This window comes from Burkholderia sp. Bp8991 (genome assembly GCF_003853795.1).
Classification (GTDB): Bacteria; Pseudomonadota; Gammaproteobacteria; order Burkholderiales; family Burkholderiaceae; genus Burkholderia.
In genome coordinates, this window is the sequence record NZ_QTQJ01000003.1 from 248,361 (window position 1) to 266,000 (window position 17,640).

13 protein-coding genes are annotated in these 17,640 nt (G+C 64.7%); 4 read left to right on the plus strand and 9 right to left on the minus strand.

Annotated features, from left to right (window positions below; all coding sequences use genetic code 11):
• Positions 1 to 100: 100 nt before the first annotated feature.
• A complete protein-coding gene (locus tag DIE02_RS04870; protein WP_124528841.1) occupies positions 101 to 1,390 on the minus strand; it encodes a right-handed parallel beta-helix repeat-containing protein in 1,290 nt (429 codons plus the stop codon).
• A gap of 434 nt (positions 1,391 to 1,824) precedes the next feature.
• Between DIE02_RS04870 and DIE02_RS04875 the strand changes: the two genes are divergently transcribed.
• The 3 genes from DIE02_RS04875 (at position 1,825) to DIE02_RS04885 (ending at position 5,569) form a co-directional block, all read left to right on the plus strand.
• Positions 1,825 to 2,874, plus strand: coding sequence for a glycosyltransferase family 2 protein (locus DIE02_RS04875; protein ID WP_124484970.1), 1,050 nt, complete (start codon positions 1,825 to 1,827; stop codon positions 2,872 to 2,874).
• 439 nt (positions 2,875 to 3,313) lie between these two features.
• Positions 3,314 to 4,462, plus strand: coding sequence for a glycosyltransferase (locus DIE02_RS04880; RefSeq protein ID WP_124484971.1), 1,149 nt, complete (start codon positions 3,314 to 3,316; stop codon positions 4,460 to 4,462).
• A gap of 27 nt (positions 4,463 to 4,489) precedes the next feature.
• Positions 4,490 to 5,569, plus strand: coding sequence for a glycosyltransferase family 1 protein (locus DIE02_RS04885; protein ID WP_124484972.1), 1,080 nt, complete (start codon positions 4,490 to 4,492; stop codon positions 5,567 to 5,569).
• Between the two features lie 59 nt (positions 5,570 to 5,628).
• Here the strand turns inward: DIE02_RS04885 and DIE02_RS04890 are convergent, their stop codons facing one another.
• The 8 genes from DIE02_RS04890 to DIE02_RS04925 all read right to left on the minus strand — a co-directional run bounded on the left by DIE02_RS04890 (position 5,629) and on the right by DIE02_RS04925 (position 17,065).
• Positions 5,629 to 6,798, minus strand: a complete 1,170-nt coding sequence (locus tag DIE02_RS04890) for an acyltransferase (RefSeq protein ID WP_124484973.1) — start codon at positions 6,796 to 6,798, stop codon at positions 5,629 to 5,631.
• 111 nt (positions 6,799 to 6,909) lie between these two features.
• The gene (locus tag DIE02_RS04895; RefSeq protein WP_124484974.1) at positions 6,910 to 8,340 is read right to left on the minus strand and encodes an MBOAT family O-acyltransferase; all 1,431 of its coding nucleotides are present in this window, start codon (positions 8,338 to 8,340) and stop codon (positions 6,910 to 6,912) included.
• A 52-nt stretch (positions 8,341 to 8,392) separates the two neighbouring features.
• Positions 8,393 to 9,313, minus strand: a complete 921-nt coding sequence (locus tag DIE02_RS04900; RefSeq protein WP_221623412.1) for an SGNH/GDSL hydrolase family protein — start codon at positions 9,311 to 9,313, stop codon at positions 8,393 to 8,395.
• Positions 9,314 to 9,550: 237 nt separating this feature from the next.
• Entirely contained in the window at positions 9,551 to 11,494 is a 1,944-nt protein-coding gene (locus DIE02_RS04905) for an HAD family hydrolase (RefSeq protein ID WP_124484976.1), read from the minus strand.
• Between the two features lie 55 nt (positions 11,495 to 11,549).
• On the minus strand, positions 11,550 to 11,795 hold the full coding sequence (locus DIE02_RS04910; protein ID WP_059666713.1) for an acyl carrier protein: 246 nt from the start codon (positions 11,793 to 11,795) through the stop codon (positions 11,550 to 11,552).
• 380 nt (positions 11,796 to 12,175) lie between these two features.
• On the minus strand, positions 12,176 to 13,510 hold the full coding sequence (locus tag DIE02_RS04915) for an oligosaccharide repeat unit polymerase (protein ID WP_124484977.1): 1,335 nt from the start codon (positions 13,508 to 13,510) through the stop codon (positions 12,176 to 12,178).
• A complete protein-coding gene (locus DIE02_RS04920) occupies positions 13,507 to 15,780 on the minus strand; it encodes a polysaccharide biosynthesis tyrosine autokinase (protein ID WP_124484978.1) in 2,274 nt (757 codons plus the stop codon). The genes DIE02_RS04915 and DIE02_RS04920 overlap by 4 nt, the downstream gene beginning before the upstream one ends.
• A gap of 58 nt (positions 15,781 to 15,838) precedes the next feature.
• Positions 15,839 to 17,065 (minus strand): polysaccharide biosynthesis/export family protein, encoded by a 1,227-nt coding sequence (locus tag DIE02_RS04925; RefSeq protein WP_124484979.1) that lies wholly within the window; start codon positions 17,063 to 17,065, stop codon positions 15,839 to 15,841.
• On the opposite strand from DIE02_RS04925, the gene DIE02_RS04930 reads away from it, so the two are divergent.
• Entirely contained in the window at positions 17,052 to 17,612 is a 561-nt protein-coding gene (locus tag DIE02_RS04930) for a hypothetical protein (protein ID WP_260427230.1), read from the plus strand. The two genes, DIE02_RS04925 and DIE02_RS04930, sit on opposite strands and share 14 nt — an antisense overlap.
• Positions 17,613 to 17,640 lie beyond the last annotated feature (28 nt).

Here is a 17,640-nt window from a genome sequence, read left to right on the forward strand (position 1 = left end):
AGGCGGTGTGCGCGATGGCGATGCGCGCCGCCGCGCGAACAAGGGGTGGCCGCCTATTCGCCGCATGGCGTCGCCGAACCGCGGCCCACGCGACGCACGATCAGTCGATGCCGCCTTGCGACCAGCGCGCTTGCCTGACCGATTCGCGCACGCGCGGCAACAACGACGTATCCGCGCCGATCGCGTCACCTGCCGCCGACAGCGGCTGACGCGCGGCCGCACACGGCGCGCCCCTCGCCTGCGCTCCCGACGCCCCCGCCGGTCGGCCGGTCGCGCAATCGTGCGCGGGGTCGACACGGACCGGCATTCCGCCGATCCCCGACAGTTGATTGTCCGCGAGCCGCACGCCCGACACGTTTCCCCACAGGCGAATGCCGTCGAATCGCGCATGCGACACGCGGTTGCCGATCACGGTCACGCGCGACACCGAACCCGACCACGTGCTGACCTCGATCGCCGCCTGCTGCGTGACCGGACGAGGATCGGCCCGGCCCGTCGCTGTCTGGATATCCGCGATCGAGTTGCCCTCGATACGGATGTCGGACGAGCCGGCAGTTCGATTGCTGTCTTCCTGCGCGACGAGAATGCCCGAGCTCACCTGTACGTTGCGCACGATATTGTTCGAGATGGTGACGTTCGCACCGCCGACCACCGTGATGCCCCGGCCCCACGGGTTGCCCTCCAGCGAGTTGCCGGTAATCAGCACGTTGCGCGTCAGCACGCCTTCCGCCTGGTAACTCACGACGGCGATCATGTCGTCGCCGGTCCCGCGCACGACGTTGCCCTGCACGAGCACGTTGTGCGAGCCGTGCGTCATGTGAATGCCGTCGGCCAGCGTCGACAGCACCTCGTTGCCGACGATCGCGACGTCAGCGCCGCCGAACACGAAGATCCCGCCGCCCGCGCCACCGTCGATGACGTTGTCGAGCACCTGCACGCCGCGCCCCGTCACCTCGACCTTCGAAGACTCCGGCGTCGTGAGGCGTGTCGTGCCGGTTCCGGTGAGCCGAAAACCGACGAGCGTCGTACCCTCGCCGCGCATCTCGACCGTCTGGTCGCCGGGGGTTGTCGCGATCAGCGTCGCGCCGTAGCCCGACAACACCACATTCCGCTGACGCACGACCAGCGACCGGCCGACCACATACCGCCCCGGCGCGAACACCAGTCGCTGGCCAGGCTGCAACGCGTCCAGCGCATGTTGCAGCATGTCGGCCTGATCGGCCGCGTCCGCAGCGGGACGAACGTACGCATCCGGTACAGCCAAATGAAACACACCAGGCGCAGGCGTGCCGGATGCCGCCGCGGCACTGCCCGGCCAAGCCAGCCCGCCTGCCACGCACATCGCGGCAAGCGCCGCACGCGCAAGAATCGGGCCGTGTGATCTATGCATGTCGAGTCGACTCCCTGGAATGACTTCGCGCTCGTCCGCCGGCGCGCCCGAATCGCTGCATGCCGGCCGAGTTGTCGGCCCGCGATACCGCCGAAACAGGCGGTGTACTACGTTCGATTGGATCATTCGAACCCGCCGCGTTTCAGTGCGTCAACAGACCAATACATCCCGCCTGCGCGGCGGATCCGACATGCCGTTGACGATTCATCGCGCTTCCAATGAAGCGAATCGCGGAACGGTAGGCTCGCGAACCGAGTGCCGGCCTGCGACACGTATCATGGCCACCATGCGACGCGACCGTGCGCCGGGATCGCCCGACAGCACCGGTCGCACCCGATCCCGCGTCGCGGTCTCGGCGTGCCGTGCGCCGGGGCACCGAACCCTGCCCGCCGGCCCCCCGGATCGTCCGCACTTCGCTCGTCCAGAATCCGTTCATGACCGACCTGACCATCGCAATCTGCAACTACAACCACGGCGCATACCTGCGCGACGCGATCGATTCGGCGCTCGCGCAGGGCGCGCACGGTGTACGCGTGCTGGTCGTCGACGACGGTTCGACCGACGATTCGCGCGACATCATTCGCTCGTACGGCGAGCGCGTGACGGCGGTGTTCCAGGAGAATCGCGGTCAGGTCGCCGCATACAACCGCGCGCTCGAACATGTCACGACGCGCTACGTGATCCTGCTCGACGCTGACGACCTGCTCTATGCCGACGCCGCGGCCCGCGTGCTCGCCGCGTTCGCGTCCGGCGACTTCGTGAAGGTGCATTTCCGGCTCGACGTGATCGCGCAGGACGGTGCAATGACCGGGGCGAGCGTGCCGCAGTCGGCCGTCGACACCGATTGCGGCCGCCTGTTGCGCGCGGGCTGGCTGTACCCGTCGCCGCCCGCATCGGGCAACGCGTATCGGGTCGATGCACTCAAGCGCATCTTTCCGGTACCCGTCACCCCGGACAACCTGCATGGCGCGGATTTCTATGCGATCTACGGTATCGCGTTGCTCGGCGCCGTACACATGATCGATGCAACGCTCGGCGGCTATCGCGTCCATCAGCAGCCGGGGACGCCCCCGTCCGCCGACACGCCGGCCCTCGCCCTCACCAATTCGGAAGACGCCGCGACAGGCGCGCTGAAAGCCGAACGCCGATGGGCGACGCTGCGCATGCTTGCCGGCACACGGCTGCACGAAGCATTGCCGATCGCGCCGCTCGACTTCGCGATCGAGAAGGCCCGCTTCGCAAGCACGCTCTATCACGCCCCACTCGTGCGGCGCTGGCGCTGGTTCCTGTGCGAATCCGGGCGCTACTGGCAAACCGTGCTGCGCAACCCGTTCTGGGGGCCCGCCAAGAAAACGGCCGTGGCCGGGCTGTCACTCGCATGCTTGCTGCCGTCGGCAACGCTCAGCAACCGTGCGATTCGCTATATCTCCAATCCGCTCGCGCGCGTGCGGAAGTCATCCGGCCATCACGCCGACGCTCGATAGCGTCGCCGAGTCGCGCCTTCGGTAAGCCATCGCACCCAGCGGGTCGCGCATGCGCTGCACAATGATCCGGACCAGTGGATTCACGCGCACTGACCGGATTTCGTCGTTGTCTCGTCTCCAGTCGTCGTAGTCGAACGCCGGTATCCGATGTTCGGATGAATCGAGCCGACACGGAGAACGCGGCATTGGTTCGTCACGCTGCGTCGTGTTCGGCACGCTCCGGCAACGTCGACCCGATATTCCATCGGCGGAAACCATCCGGCTGCCTCGTCAGCTCGAACAAGCGACTGCGACAGCAGGATCCAATGGCCACGGCAGCCATGCATTTATCAATCAGGAATGCATAGTTTAACGAACTCGACACCGAGACAACACGATTCGCGGGCGGCTCATCGTCACAACGGGCGATGAATGTGCGATCGGATCGCTAGACCGAAAGATGACCCAAGAAAAGATCGTTCATATCGCCGAAGCGTTTGGTGGCGGCGTGCTTTCGATGCTGACCCATCTCGCCAACCATGCCGCGGCGACCGGCGTCGACGTGACGGTTCTGCATTCGATCCGACCGGAAACCCCGACCGATTTTTCAACGCTGTTCCTGCCTGACGTGAAGCTCGTGTACGTCGACATGGCGCGCGAGGTGAGCGTCAAACAGGATCTGCGGAGCTTGCGTGCGCTGGTCCGGAACCTGCGCGACAGCAAGCCGACCGCGATTCATCTGCACTCGTCGAAGGCCGGCGTGCTGGGGCGAATCGCCGCCCGGATCGCCGCCCCGAATGCGAAGGTCCTCTACTCGCCGCACGGACTCTCGTTCCTGCGCCGCGACGTGTCGCGCATGAAGCAGTATGCCTACCTGAGCTTCGAGCGCATCGCGGCGCACATCGGCGGAACCATCGTCGCGTGCTCCGGCAGCGAACTCGCCGAGATCCGGGGAAAGGTCCGGGCGAAGTCGGCAGTCCTGGTGGAAAACGGCGTCAATGCGGCGGAGATCCCACCGCGTCGAACGCGCGACGATCGCAAAGTCGTCATCGGGATGAGCGGCCGGGCGTCGTTCCAGAAAAATCATGAAGCATTCGTGCGCCTTGCCGACACGCTGCACGGCGTGGACGTCGAGTTTCTCTGGATCGGCGGCGACGCCGCCGAGATTCCGGACCCCGGCCAGCGCCGGGCAGTCGTCTGCAGCGGCTGGGTCACCCGCGCACGCGCGCTCGCGCTGACGTCGGAACTGGATATCTACGTCCAGACCTCCCGATGGGAAGGCATGCCGGTCGCATTGATCGAAGCGCAGGTCGCCGGCATACCGGCCGTGGTGACGGATGTCGTGGGCAATCGCGACGTGGTGATTCACGGCGTGACCGGCTATGTCGCGTCGAACGCCGACGAGATGGCCGCATATCTGACCCTGCTGCGCGACGACCGGCAGCTTCGCGAGGAAATGGGTGCAGTTGCCCGGCAACGGGCGATTCAGCGATTTTCGATGAACGCGATCTTCCGTCAGTGGCACGCCCTTTACGGACTCGACACCGACGGGGCCCGAGTCGACACGCACGACTTCAAGCCGGTTGTTCCCGATCACGTCAAAGCCTGACTCCGATTTCGACATCCCCTTATCGACATGATCGCTTTCAAGAAACCGAAGCAACTCGTATACAACGGCCGATTCACCACGCAGAAGACGACCGGCGTGCAGCGCGTCGCGCGCGAGCTGATCGCCGCACTGATCAAGTTTCAGCCTCAGGATCCGGTGACCGTGCTGGTGCCTCCGCAGCCCGGCGTCGAGGTAAGCGGTGCGAGGACGGTCAAGGTCGGCCTTTACAAGGGCGTGGTCTGGGAGCAGCTGGTGCTCCCGCTGTTCGCTCGCCGCGGCCGCATCGTCAATCTCAGCAATTCGGCATCCATTTTCATCGGCAACCAGATCATCTACATGCACGATGCGGCGGTGTTCGACACGCCCGCGCATTTCTCCCGGCCATTTCGCGTGTGGTACCGGATCATGTTCTGGATCCTGGCGCGAACCTCCGTTTGCGTGCTGACCAACTCCTATTTCTCGCGGGATCGCCTCGCGCATCACTGCGGCGTCTCCGCGGAGAAGATCAGCGTCGTGCCGCTCGGTGCGGATCATCTCGATGCCCTGGAAGCGGACGCGAGCGTGCTCGCCAAGCATGCGCTGACGCCCGGCCGCTTCGTGCTCGCGGTCAGCAGCATGAATCCGACCAAGAACTTCGGGCGGCTGATCGCGGCATTCCGGCAGATCGACGATCCGTCGGTCGATCTCGTCATCGTCGGCATGCAGAACGCCACCGTGTTCGGCAAGCAGGATCATCTCTCGGCATCCGAGCCGAACATCAAGTACGTGGGCTACGTCAGCGACGAGCAATTGAAGGCGCTGTATCAGAACGCAGCGTGCTTCCTTTATCCGTCGATCTACGAAGGCTTCGGCATACCGCCTCTCGAGGCGATGCGCTACGGCTGTCCGGCGGTTGTCGGCAAATCGGCCGCACTGCCGGAAGTCTGTGCCGATGCGGCGCTGTACTGCGATCCGTTTTCGCAGGACGACATCGCGCAGAAATTGCGGAGCCTGCTCGATTCCGCCGAGCTCAGGGCCGAGCTCAAACGCAAGGGAAGCCTGCACGCGGAGAAATATCGCTGGAGCCGAAGCGCCGAGATGATGACGGAGATCTTCAAGGGGCTGTAAAAGCGACTCCCGCACTCCGGCGCCACAACGACGCCGGCGTGCTGCGCGAACTGCTCCGTTTACCCGACGTTGACCGGGTTGCCGGTGGCGGCCCGATGATTTCCGAACATGCGCTTGCCCAGATACGACCTGATCGGTTCTTCAACAAATTTCGCCAGGATGGCGGCGGACACGATCGAAAGAGACGCGGCGATCATCGCGGTTCGGACAACGTGGATGTCGGCCTGTGGCGCATACGCGAACACCAGCCTTCCGATCGGATAGTGCACGCAATAAAGCGGATACGAGATCCAGCCGAGGAACGCGCTGAGCCTTGCAATCGTCTTGCCGCTCGGCGCGAGCATGGCCCCCCGGTAAACCAGCGCAGGTGCGACGAACAGCAGGATAGCCACTGAATACATCCCCTTGATCGACGACGGAAACGCGACGACCAGCAGGAAAACGACAAACAGCATGTAGTCGTTCTTTATGAGCCTGGCGACGAACCAATGCGGCTTCGCCGGAAGATCCGATTCGTACATCTTTCCAATCGCGATGCCCAACAAGAACCCGTAGCCCACCCTGAAGAAGCCGCCGATGAAGTTATCCGCCGCCCAGCCCTGGTTCATCATGATCGCCAGCTTGGCGTTATCGAGACTGGCGAGGAACCCATATACGAGGAATGCGACGAGACAGGCGTAGGCCCATCTCGACAGATTCCGCGCGGTCATCTTGATTGCCGCGATCAGGATGACGCTCGCGAACAACTCGAAGAACAGCGACCAGGCAGGCGGATTCAGCGGGAATACGCCAGGATCATTGACGGACGGCAAGCTGTGATTCGCCGCGCCGACGAAACCCGACACCGAAAAGCGACCGAGGTATGGAACGAGAAAAAAATTCTGGCCGGTGGCGGCCGCCAGGTTGCCCAATGAGAACCGGGCGGACGAATTGGCCTGCATGACGATCAGGCTCGCGAAGCCGATCGCGAACCCGATGAAAATCATCGGGTACAGGCGTATTAACCTGCGCTTCAGATACTCGCCACGCCATGCGTCCTGGCGTAATCTTTCACCATAGGAATACGAAAGAATGAAGCCGCTCAGCATGAAAAACATGTCGACGGAAAGATAGGCACCCTGCAGGATCGTGCTCGATAGTTCCTGCAGGAAATGCATGAACATCACGCTTATCGCAGCGATGCCTCGCAAGCCGTCCAGGATTTCGAACTTCTGCTTGTGACTGGCCATGAAAGTGAGTGGCTCCGGGAAATATCGATCTTGCAGGTTCGGCGCGCGTCGGCGAACACTTCAGGTTTCCGGTGACCCAGCACCCTACGATCGCCGTGCCGCCGCCGCGGGTCAGAAAGTCTTGTAGACGATGTCCGGCGCGGGCGAATCGGAAATGACCAGCACCAGCACGGTCACGACCGCCAATACCGTGCACCACGAGGTACGGGCGTAACGCGACAGGAACAGTCCGGCCATGCCGCCTTGCGTCACACGCTCGTATACCGCGTTGAGCACGGCAAGCGTCACCGTCGCGCCCACGAATACCAGCAGCCATACGAACGCGACGAGCGCCGGGCCGAGCGTCGTCGCGATGGTCTGGATTTCGCTCCAGGTCGACCAGAACCACAACAGGCTGAATGCGAAAAACGTGAACGTCAGCCCGCGCGCGCAATGGGCGTAGAGCGGCGTGTTGCACAGCGCGACGTACCGTTTCTTGCCAAGCCATTTGGTCATGCGGATCTGATACAGCTTGTTGACGCTGACGCCCCCGCCCTGCAGGACACCGAAGAACAGAAACATCGACGTCTGGCCGTGCCAGGCGCCGACCAGGAAGAACGTCACGAAGAACGCGACGACACCCAGATACGGCTCCAGTGAGCGCGACGGAAAGCGACGCATGAGTGTCATCAGCAGCGGGTTGTATACGTAGGTCTTGAGCCAGCCGGAAAGCGTGATGTGCCAGCGACTCCAGAATCCGATGAAGTTGGTCGACGAGAACGGCCGGTCGAAATTCTCCGGCAGTGAGATCCCGAAGAAGCGCGCGACACCGACGACCGTGTCCGTGTAGCCGGAGAAGTTGAAATACAGATAGACCGGGTAGATCGCGGCGATCGCCAGCCCGGTCAGCATGCGCTCGCCGAGCGGTTGCATCGGCGACAGTTGCGCAAGCGCCTGATGATGGAGGTGCGACAGTGCCGCCGACACGATCGCCACCTTGAAGAATCCCACGATGATGCGCTCGAGCGCGACGCCGTAGTCGATTGCATCCGGTCCCGGCCGCTCGCTCGTCTGCGTCACGCTGTAATCCTGAAAGCGTTGAATCGGCCCCGACACGAGCGACGTGAAGTTGAGCACGTAATTCAGATACACCACCGGCGTCACGCGAACCGACAGGCCCGGACTGCGAGCGTCGATGATGAGATGGAGCATCCGGAAAAAGATGTAGGACACGCCGATCGTCGCGTAAGGGTGCGACAGCAGCAACGCGGACGGCACGAACGTATAGCGTTTGAGCCAGAAGAACAGCGCGATCACGATCGCAACGATCGGCGCGAACGCAGCCAGCCACTGCTTCGTTTGCATGCCCCGGACGCTCAGATAACCGACGAGCAGGAATGCGGCGAACGGAATCCACGCGACCGGATCGCGGGAAAACGTCGCCAGGAACAGCAGATTGACGACGAGAAATACCGCGTTTTGCCAGGTCAGCGAGCGAGACAGGTTGAAGATCAGCGCGGCGACGGCTGCAAAGGCGAAGAACTGGAAGGATGGAATATTCATCGGGCGGCCTGGAAACGGTTCGAAACGATGGCGGCGGCATGCGCCGCCAGGTTCAATGTGACCCGCATGCCGACAACGCGGGTTCCCCGCCGGCGATAAGCGCCGTCACCATGCTTCGCGCGACAACGCGCGCGCCGGCGGCGTTCAGATGGTTGTCGACCGGATAGTAGTAATCGGCCGGGTTCGCCGACTGCTTCAGGCTCGAGGCCAGATCGATGTAGCGCATGCCGTGCTTCGCGGCGATTTCGGCCATCGCGTGATCGAGCGCCAATGGATCGATGCCCGTCGGCAGCGATTTCGCGGCCAGGAGCCCGGCCTGCGTCCGTTGCGGAATCAGCATCAGCGCCACCGGCACGCCCGTCGCGCGAAACCTGTCCGCGACCGTTGCGGCCACTTTGTCGAACGTCTCGAGCCGCTCGCGCCAGGCGGTCGAAAATGGCGGCCGAAGGAAATCGGCCTTGTCGCCGTATTTCAGATACATCGGCACCTGAATGTCCGGATTTTCGAACATGTAGTGCTGTGCGACGGCGACGGCACGGCTGCCGCTCAGCCAGCCCTTGGCACGCGCCATCAGGTCGCTGCGCGGTTCCGGCGCGACGGTAGCCGCGGGCGCATCCGCGACGTCCGGCAGATTGATCTTTTCCAGATCGAACGGCGCAACCGTGAGTACCGCTGCATCCGGCTGCAAGGCCAGCGCCGGCCCGATCCGGTTCAGCACCTTGCGGAACGGCAGTTCGTAGACACCGAGATTCTGGACCTCCACCGGTGCGCCACACATCCTGCTCAGGTCATGTTCCGCCAGCGCCGCGAACGATTGGTCGTACGGGAGGCTCGTTCCTTCGGCAAACGACGTGCCGAGCAACGCAACGCGTCGCGTACCGGCCGGCTTCGGTCCGCAACCCTCGGTCGAGCGGAAACCGCAAGCGTTGTAGTGGTAAGTGATCCACGGCGTTTCCGGAGTCTTGACCGTCATCGTGCAGTTCGGGACGTTGCGCATGCCCTCCCTGGCATCGGCCACATGGCATTCGCCCCCGCGCGTACCCGCGCTCCAGATCGCCCTCGTCGCGAATTCGGCGGCAACGAAAAGGCAGACCACCGTCGCCACGACGATCAACGGCAGCAATACATAGTCACGGCGCGGCAGCTTGCGAGAAGCCGCAACGTCATCCGTCTCGCGCAACGACGTGAGTGATACGGTGTTTTTCATGATTCAGGCGGCAGCAATCGTATCGAAACCCGCCCGCGTCACGGCGAAATGACCCGGCGCGATCTCGCGGTCGCTGGCCATTTCCCAGACCGTCGTGCCGTCCGGCTCTTCGCTCACGGCTTCGAAACCGAGCTTCGCATAATGATCCTTGACCAGCGCATTGCGGTCGGTCGGGATATAACGCCCGATCACGCGCGTGACATCGCGCTGGCGCGCATGCTGCAGCACTTCGCGCAACACCATCTGCTCGACCTGGCGCCCCAGCACGCGGCAGCTCATCAGCCACGAATCGATCTGCCAGGTACTCGGCGCACGTTCGTCGGGCCGGCAAATCACGACCGAGATCATGCCGTTGTCGCCGAACGTATCCGTCAGGCGAACCTGCAGCGTGAAAACCCGCCCGTCGCCTTCGAGCGCGTGGATCTCCGCGTCGGTATAGCGGCGCGTCGTCAAATTGAACTGGTTCGACTTGTTGATCAACTGAACAATGCGTGCCCGTCCGGTATCGTCGAACGGTGCGAAATCGATCTTCATGTCGAGCGAACGCAGGTACGCATCCATGTCGCCGGCCTGACTGCGCAGCGCCACGCGGCGCGCATTGTCCTGGTACATATCGGCGCGCTTCTGATCTTCCGGCAAGAACGCGAGGGACTCGAAATAGCCCGCGGCGGCAAGGGTCCGCGCGTACAGCGAAGGATCATCGGGCAACTCGGGAACGGCGACTTCGGGCAACGTCGTACGGACCAGCTTCCGCTCGACCGGATTGTCGTCGAGGAACACCATCGAATCGATACCGAGCGACAGCTCGTCGGCAATCGCGCGAATATTGGTAGCCTTGTCGTTCCAGTTGGCCTGGAACACCGCAAAGTGTTGCTCACGCAACAGCATTTCAGGGTGCTTTTGAAACGGCAGACGCGCCGTATCGTCGTTGTTCTTCGACGACACCGCGAGCACGATGCCGCGCGCCCTCAGCGAAAGCGCGAGCTGCTGTACAGCGAGATGGGCTTCGCCGACCGCATCGCCCTGCGCCACCTTGATGCCTTCGAGCAAGTCGTCGCCGATCACCCCGCCCCAAAGGGTGTTGTCGAGATCGAGTACCAGCACACGCCGGCTCTTGCCGCGCGCCGCGCCCAGCAGCCGGCCCACGTGATCCGCATAGAGCGGCACGTAGTCGCCGGCAAACGGATACTTGGCTAGATTCCATTGAGCGGGCGAATGCCAGTTCGCCAGTCCGACCGTCCCCGCGACATGCGCAACGTCGAACAGGATGTCGTTCGATTCCGCAACACGCTGCGCGAGCGCTCGATTGAAACGTTCGACGAGATTGAGCGGCGTGCCGGCAATCAGCGCATCCCGATTGCCGAACAGCGTGTCGGACGGCGGCGCGAGCGTCTGGACGATCGACGGCGCATTGCCGTGCTGCCTGAAGCCGGCGCGCAGTGCATCGATCTGATCCAGTGCCGCGGCCACGCTGTGCTGCGCCGCTTCCTCGTCGCCCGGTTGCGCGTTAAGCGGCAGCCCACGGTAGTCCAGGGCCACCAGCACGGCATCGACTTGCGCGCGATTGATCGTCGAATCCGGCGCAAGGGCTTCCTGCATGACCTGCCCGTAGTGCCCCGACACGATCTCCAGCGCGACGCCGTGACGCGCGGCGCTGGCGACGAGCGGCAACACGAGATGATCGAGCGTGCCGTTGCCGACCAGCCCGAGCCGGAACGGCGTGAGCGGCGCGAGCGTGCGCCCCGCGCCCTGCAAGGCAACGATCGCGCGCCCCAGCTTGATCAACTGATTTTCGCCGAGCGCGCAGTTGGCCAGTTGGCGTAAGCGGCGGCCCAATCCGGCACCCGGATCATCGTCGATCGATTCGACGAGCGTGCGGCATCGCGCGGAGAAATCGTCAGGCGGGCGCGGCAACCAGGCCAGCGCAGTGTACAAATCATCTTTCATCGAAGGGCGCTCTCGGCAAAGCGGGTTCTGGACGGGACATGCGGGCCGACCTGCATCATGCGGCGTGGCGCTTGCTGATCAGATCTGCAAATTCACCGACGTTCTTGAGGCCGGAAATATCGGCTGCGGCAAGCTTGATTCCGAAAGCGCGCTCGACGCTCAGAACCAGGCGGATGTGCGACAGGCTGTCCCAGCCGTCGACGTCAGCGGCGGTCAGTTGAGGCGTTGCCACCAGCTCGTCGTCGTCGAATACGTCACGCAACACGTCGGTCAACTTGGCATAGACGGCAGATTGGCTCACGGCGAAGGCATCCTTTGACGTAGGGAAAAATGAACGATGCGATGTGCTCGGTCGAGGTTGTTCGCGTGCAGGTCATCGCATTGCATCGGTCAGCGGTCCGTGGTCCGCAGCGGCACGACAACCTCGACCATCGTGCAAATGCTAGCCCGGCGATCGAATCATTAACGTGCGAAAAGCTACTTTTCCGGGAGGTGACCTGGCTGGAACGCAGGTTTCGACTCGCGAACGCGATGTCGAACGGGCACGCGGCTGCCCGCCGTTTCGCGCACGACAGGCACCGCGACGCGAGGCCGAACGTCGACTGGTCATCGGCGGCATTCGTGCTGCGATACGCTGCGAACCAGGCCGTCGATCGACACGTCAGCGCGCCCGCGTGCGCCTCACGGTGCGGCAGGATGGGTGGCCGGCGGGACCGATGCCGGTCGCTTGACGAAATAGCGGAACACGGCGATCAGCAAGACAATCGGCACGAAATTCCGTCCGCTGAACAAATTCGGAATTCGAAGAATCTCCATGATCGAAACGTAGAGCACGGCATGCGCGCAACACCAGAACCCGGCTCCGCTCCGCCAGCCTGCGTAGCTCCGTCCGAACACCCAGCCGAGGACAACCGCATCGAGCAGCCCGAACCAGCTCCATTCGTAAAAGTGAACGAAGATCCCGGAGGGATTGTTGAATTCCGGGTCGGCGTAGCTGTTCAGGAACACGGTGATGCTGTCGGTCGAGTCGAGCCACGGCTGCAACGGTGCGCCGATGATCGGAAAATGCAGCAGCCAGTCGAAAGTGAACATCGGATGGCCGCGGTCCCAGCCGAGCACGCTCAGTATCCCCGCACCGTTGTTCAGCGCCGTCGAGTAATAGAGGCCGAGACGTTCGAGCGCGAAATCGAAAAGGTTGTCGTAGATGGTGACGTAATAGGCTTCCCACGACCGGTTGTACTCGTTCGCGATGAAGAGCCCGAACAGCAACGGAATCGCGGCGTACGGCCCGAGCGTCAGCAGTCGCGAGAACCGGCCGCCGAGCCGGAACCGCACGATCATGAGCGCGCATGGCAGCGCCACCTCGATCAACGCGAGCCGCTCGGCAAAGATGAAGCTGCGCAGCAGCGTCAGCACCGCGAGCACGCCCAGGTAAACCTTGTAGCGGTTCACCCCTTTGACCGGCGTCTTGAACACGTAGAAATACAACGCGACGTACGGCGCGGCTGCCTGCGTGAACGAGCTCAGGCCCGTGAAGTGCCCTTTCTGCTCGAGCATGACATACGCATTCGCTTCGCCGTGCAGGAACGCCAGCAACAACGCCGGACGCGCGAGAATCCCGCCCAGCAGCATGAGATTGCCGAACAGCGCGAGCACGAACACGAAATCGAGTACGCCGGCGGGCAACTCGGCTGGCGCGGCCGGCGGCCCCCGGCGCGACTGCGCCTCGGTCGTCGCCAGCCACGCCGTCACCACGACGACCAGCAGGAACAACGCGCCGACCAATGCGTAATAGCCGTCGAAGTAGAGCCGCGCGATCGATTTCTGATTGACCAGCAGACTCAGCGACAACATCCCGTACAACGGCAGGATGAAGATCAGCACGAGGCGGGCGGGATCTTCCCACCAGTAACCTGTGTAAGCACCTGCCTCGCGACGGACACGCGCCGCCCTGCGCGCCGTCGCCCCGCTCTGTCGCGGACGGAGCCTGCCGTCGCCCGCACGCCGCCGTCTCATGAAGCCCGTTCCATCTGTTGTCGCGATACCGCCATTCCCTTGGCGACCGCCGCGGCCTGATGCGTGTTCGTATCCGCATAGCCGTAGTCGTACCGTCCCGGCGCGCCCTTGTAATCGTTCAGGACCACGCCGCGCACGTCGATATGCGCCTGTTCGAGCCGTCGTGCGCTTTCGTCGAGTTCCGCCAGTGTCGTCACGCCGCTGCGCGCGACGAGGAACACGGTTCCCGCGAGGCGGCCGAGCACCAGCGCATCGGCCACCGGCAGCAACGGCGGGCCGTCGATCACGACCATGTCGTAGCGCGATGCGACCTGCTCGATCAGTTCGGCGAGCGCGGGCTGCAGCAGCAGCTCGCCCGGATCGGGCACGACGCTGCCCATCGCGATGAAATCGAGGCCCGGCACGATGCCGCGCTTGATCGCCTCGTCGAGCCGATGGGTGCCAGCCACCACGTCCGACAGGCCCGGTGCGCGGCTGTAGCGGAATCGTTCGTGCAGCGACCCCTTGCGCAGGTCGGCATCGATCAGCAGGACTCGCCGCTTCGCCGCGCCGACGAGCGACGCGATATTCGCGGCGACGAACGACTTGCCGACACCCGTCGTCGGCCCGGAAATCAACACGACGGGATTCGACGCGTCCTGCATCGACAGTTGCAGTGCCGCACGGAAATTGCGCAGGCTTTCGAGCGCCGCGTCCTGCACGGCGACCGACGGCACCTGCGCGCGCGCGCCACGCCGTCCGGCCTTCGGGCGCAGCTCCGCTTGCGCCGCGCCCGGGCTGTGCGGCACGGTCGCGAACACGGGCAGTCCCGTCGTCCATTCGATTTCCTCGGCATCGCCGATCGTGCCGACGATGCGCTGCCGGACGATCACGATTGCCGCGCCTGCCAGCAGGCCCACCATCAGCAGGGCGATCACGGCGACCCCGCGATGCGGGCCGATCGGCTGCTCGGCGACCTTCGCCGTATCGACGATCCGCACGGTGCCGGTCTTGCTGGCCCGCGCGAGGATCATCTGCTGGCGCGTGTTGAGCAGGTTCGTGTACAGCGCCGTGTCGACGGCCACGTCGCGCTGCAACTGCAGCACGCCCTGTTCGACGGTCGGCAGCTGCTGGATCTGCTTGCGTGTCGTGTCGAGCGAACGCTGCGCGTCGGAGAGCTGAGCATCGACGGCCACCACGGCCGGATGCTTCGGCATGAAGCGCGTCAGCAATTCCTCGCGCCGCTGCTGCAGCGTCTGCACGCGCGTCTCGATGTCGACCGACTGCTGGCGCAACGCCAGCGCCTCGTCGCTCGTATTGACCGTCCCGTGCGAGGCCCGGAACGCGTTGAAGCGGCTTTCCGCCTTTTCGAGCTGCGCCTTGAGCTGCGGCAACTGGGCGTCCATGAAGCGGATCAGCTTGTCGGCCGCCTCGGACTTGCGCTGCGTGTTCTGCGCCAGGTATGCGTCGCCGATCGCGTTCAGCACGCGGCTGTCGTGCACGGGATCGGTGCCGTCAAGCGTCACGCCGACCATGTTCGACTGCTTGCCGCGCTCCGAGATCAGCGCGTTCTTCTGCAGCCAGGCCGTCGCCTCCTCGTCGCTGTAGCGCGTCAGGTCGAAACGTGCGCCGGGCTTGCCGGCCACGCCGCGCACGAATATGTCGAGCGGCCCCTGCGGCGTCTCGACATGTAGCGGCTGCCCGATGCGGCCCTGCCATGCCGGCCCCTTGCGGCCGAACCAGCCCGTACGCTGCAGCGTGTAGGCGCCGTCGTCGCCGACGGTCAGCGCGAACCGCTTGCCGAGCAGGCGCTTCGGCACGTCGAAGGTCGGCACGTCGATGCGCTCGGTGCCGTACACATAGCCGCCCGGCAGCGGCGACGACAGCCCGTCGGCCGCGTTCACGAACCGCCAGCCGATCAGCGGCAGGTAATGCGGCCTGGCGTCGACGGCCAGATTGGTGCTGTCGATCGCGCGATCGAGCACCGCGCGGGATTTCAACACTTCGATCTCGGTCGACGCATCCGTCTTCAGGTCGAATACCGACGACGGATCACCGGTCGGCGAAGTCGATTTCGAGTCAGTCGGGCTTTGCTCGACCTGGAACAGGATGTCGGTCCGGTAGACGGGGGCCGCACACAGCGCATACACGGCGCCAACGAGTGCGCCCGCGAGCGCCGTGCCAAGGATCAGGCGCCGGCCGCCGTACAGCATGCCCCAGTAGCGGCGCACCGGATAGGACGGCCGCAGGGCGGGCCCGCTGTGCGGGTCGGGCAGGGTCGAGGAAGTCATACGGCATCAGTCCCGTAGGCGCGACGCGCGGTCGCGATGACGAAATGGGTCATGAGGGTCACGGCGAAATCGCCTTGGCCGTCAGCGCACCCTGCGCGGACGACGGAATCAGCAGGTTGACGACGCGGCTCCAGCGCACCAGCGACGACGCATCGACGAACACGACATCGCGACGCTCGAGCGGAAACTGATCGGCCAGCGCGAACGACGCGGGCGAACTGCCGTCGAGGTGGTACACCCGCGGGCGGTTGTCCGGGCCACGACGCACGACGAACACCTGGCGCGCGTCCGACGTGTACTGGCTCGCGCCGCCCGTGTCGCCGAGTGCTTCGCCGAGGCTCATCCGGCCGTCGGTCAGCGTCAGCGTCGCGGGCCGCGACACCTCGCCGAGCACGAACACCTTCGCGTCGCTCGCCGCGCGCACGCGCACGAGATCGCCGTCGCGCAGCAGGATGTTCGACGGGTTCACGCCCGCGGCGATCAGCGCCGGCAGGCTCACGTTCACGGTCTTGTCGCCGCGCGTCACCGAGACCTGCGAGCGATCGGCCGTCGGGGTAAAGCCGCCCGCGCGGTCGATCGCCTCGGGCAACGTCATCGGCATGTCGTTGACGATCTGCAGACCCGGCGTGCGCACCTCGCCATCGAGATAGACACGCTTGCTGCGATAGGTCTGCACGCGCAGCGCGATCTGCGGCTTGCGCACATATTCGCCGAGACGCTTCGTCAGCAGCGCGCGCGCCTGCGCCTCGGTCAGCCCCGCCACGTGCACGAGGCCGGCATACGCGAACTGCACGTTGCCGTTTGCGTCGACCGTGTAGCCGGTCGCGACCGAACTGGCACCGACACCGTCGCCGCCCGCCGTCGCCTGCGTCGTCGGCAGGTTCAGTTCGGGGTGGTCCCATACGACGATGCCGAGCACGTCGCCGGGGCCGATCGTGTACGGCTTCGGCTTGCCGAACAGCTGGCGGATTTCCGCATCGACATCGGCCGGCCGGCTCGCATGCTGCTGCGCGACGAACGCCGGCGTGATTTCGATCAGCTCCTCGCTCGACACGTTCTGCACACCGTCGAGGCCGCCCGCGCCCGATGCATCGGCGCTCACGCGCGCATTCGCGTCACGGTCGGCAGGCGCCCGGTACGTCATGCCCGGCGACAACGCACATGCGCTCAATGCGCACGCGGCCGCCACGATCGCCATGCGCGACAGCCACGGTGCGCGACGGGTGCCGGCCATGCGTGCCTGCAACGCTCCGTGCGTCGATTCGGGTTGCGTGGTGATTGACATCGTGCCCTTCCAAAACTGTGCGGTAACCCGCCGAACGCGGCGAATTCCGGCATTACGCTTGCCGGCGCGGCTCGCATCACGGTGCCACGCCTCCCTCTACACCGCACGTCAAACCGTACGATTCGTCATGAACTGCTCTTCGTCGCTTTCGTTACTCGTCTGCATCGCCTCGGCCGGCATCGTCTGCGCCGTCGATGCGCAGACGTTGCCCGCCGTCCCGGCCAACGCACCGACGTTCGCATCGGCGGCGGCGCTCCCGCCCGTACCGCTGCAGCGATCGGCGCAAGCCGCCGCGACAAGCGACGCCGTCGAACCCGCTGCAGCCGCCTCCGGAGTCGCGATGTCCGCTTCCGCGCGTCCCGTCGCCAGCACCGCCGTCCAGCCCGAAACGCGCGCTCGCGGCGCGCTGCGCCGGCCGCTCGTGCCGGGGCGGCCGCATCGCCCGCAAGCGGCCAGTGCACCCGCCGACGACGTATGGCGCAGCGACAGGTTGTATGCGTCGCCCTACGCGAAGTCGCCCTATGAGCAACCGGACGATCCGGACTGAAGCATCCCGGCCGGTCATGCCTCGGCAT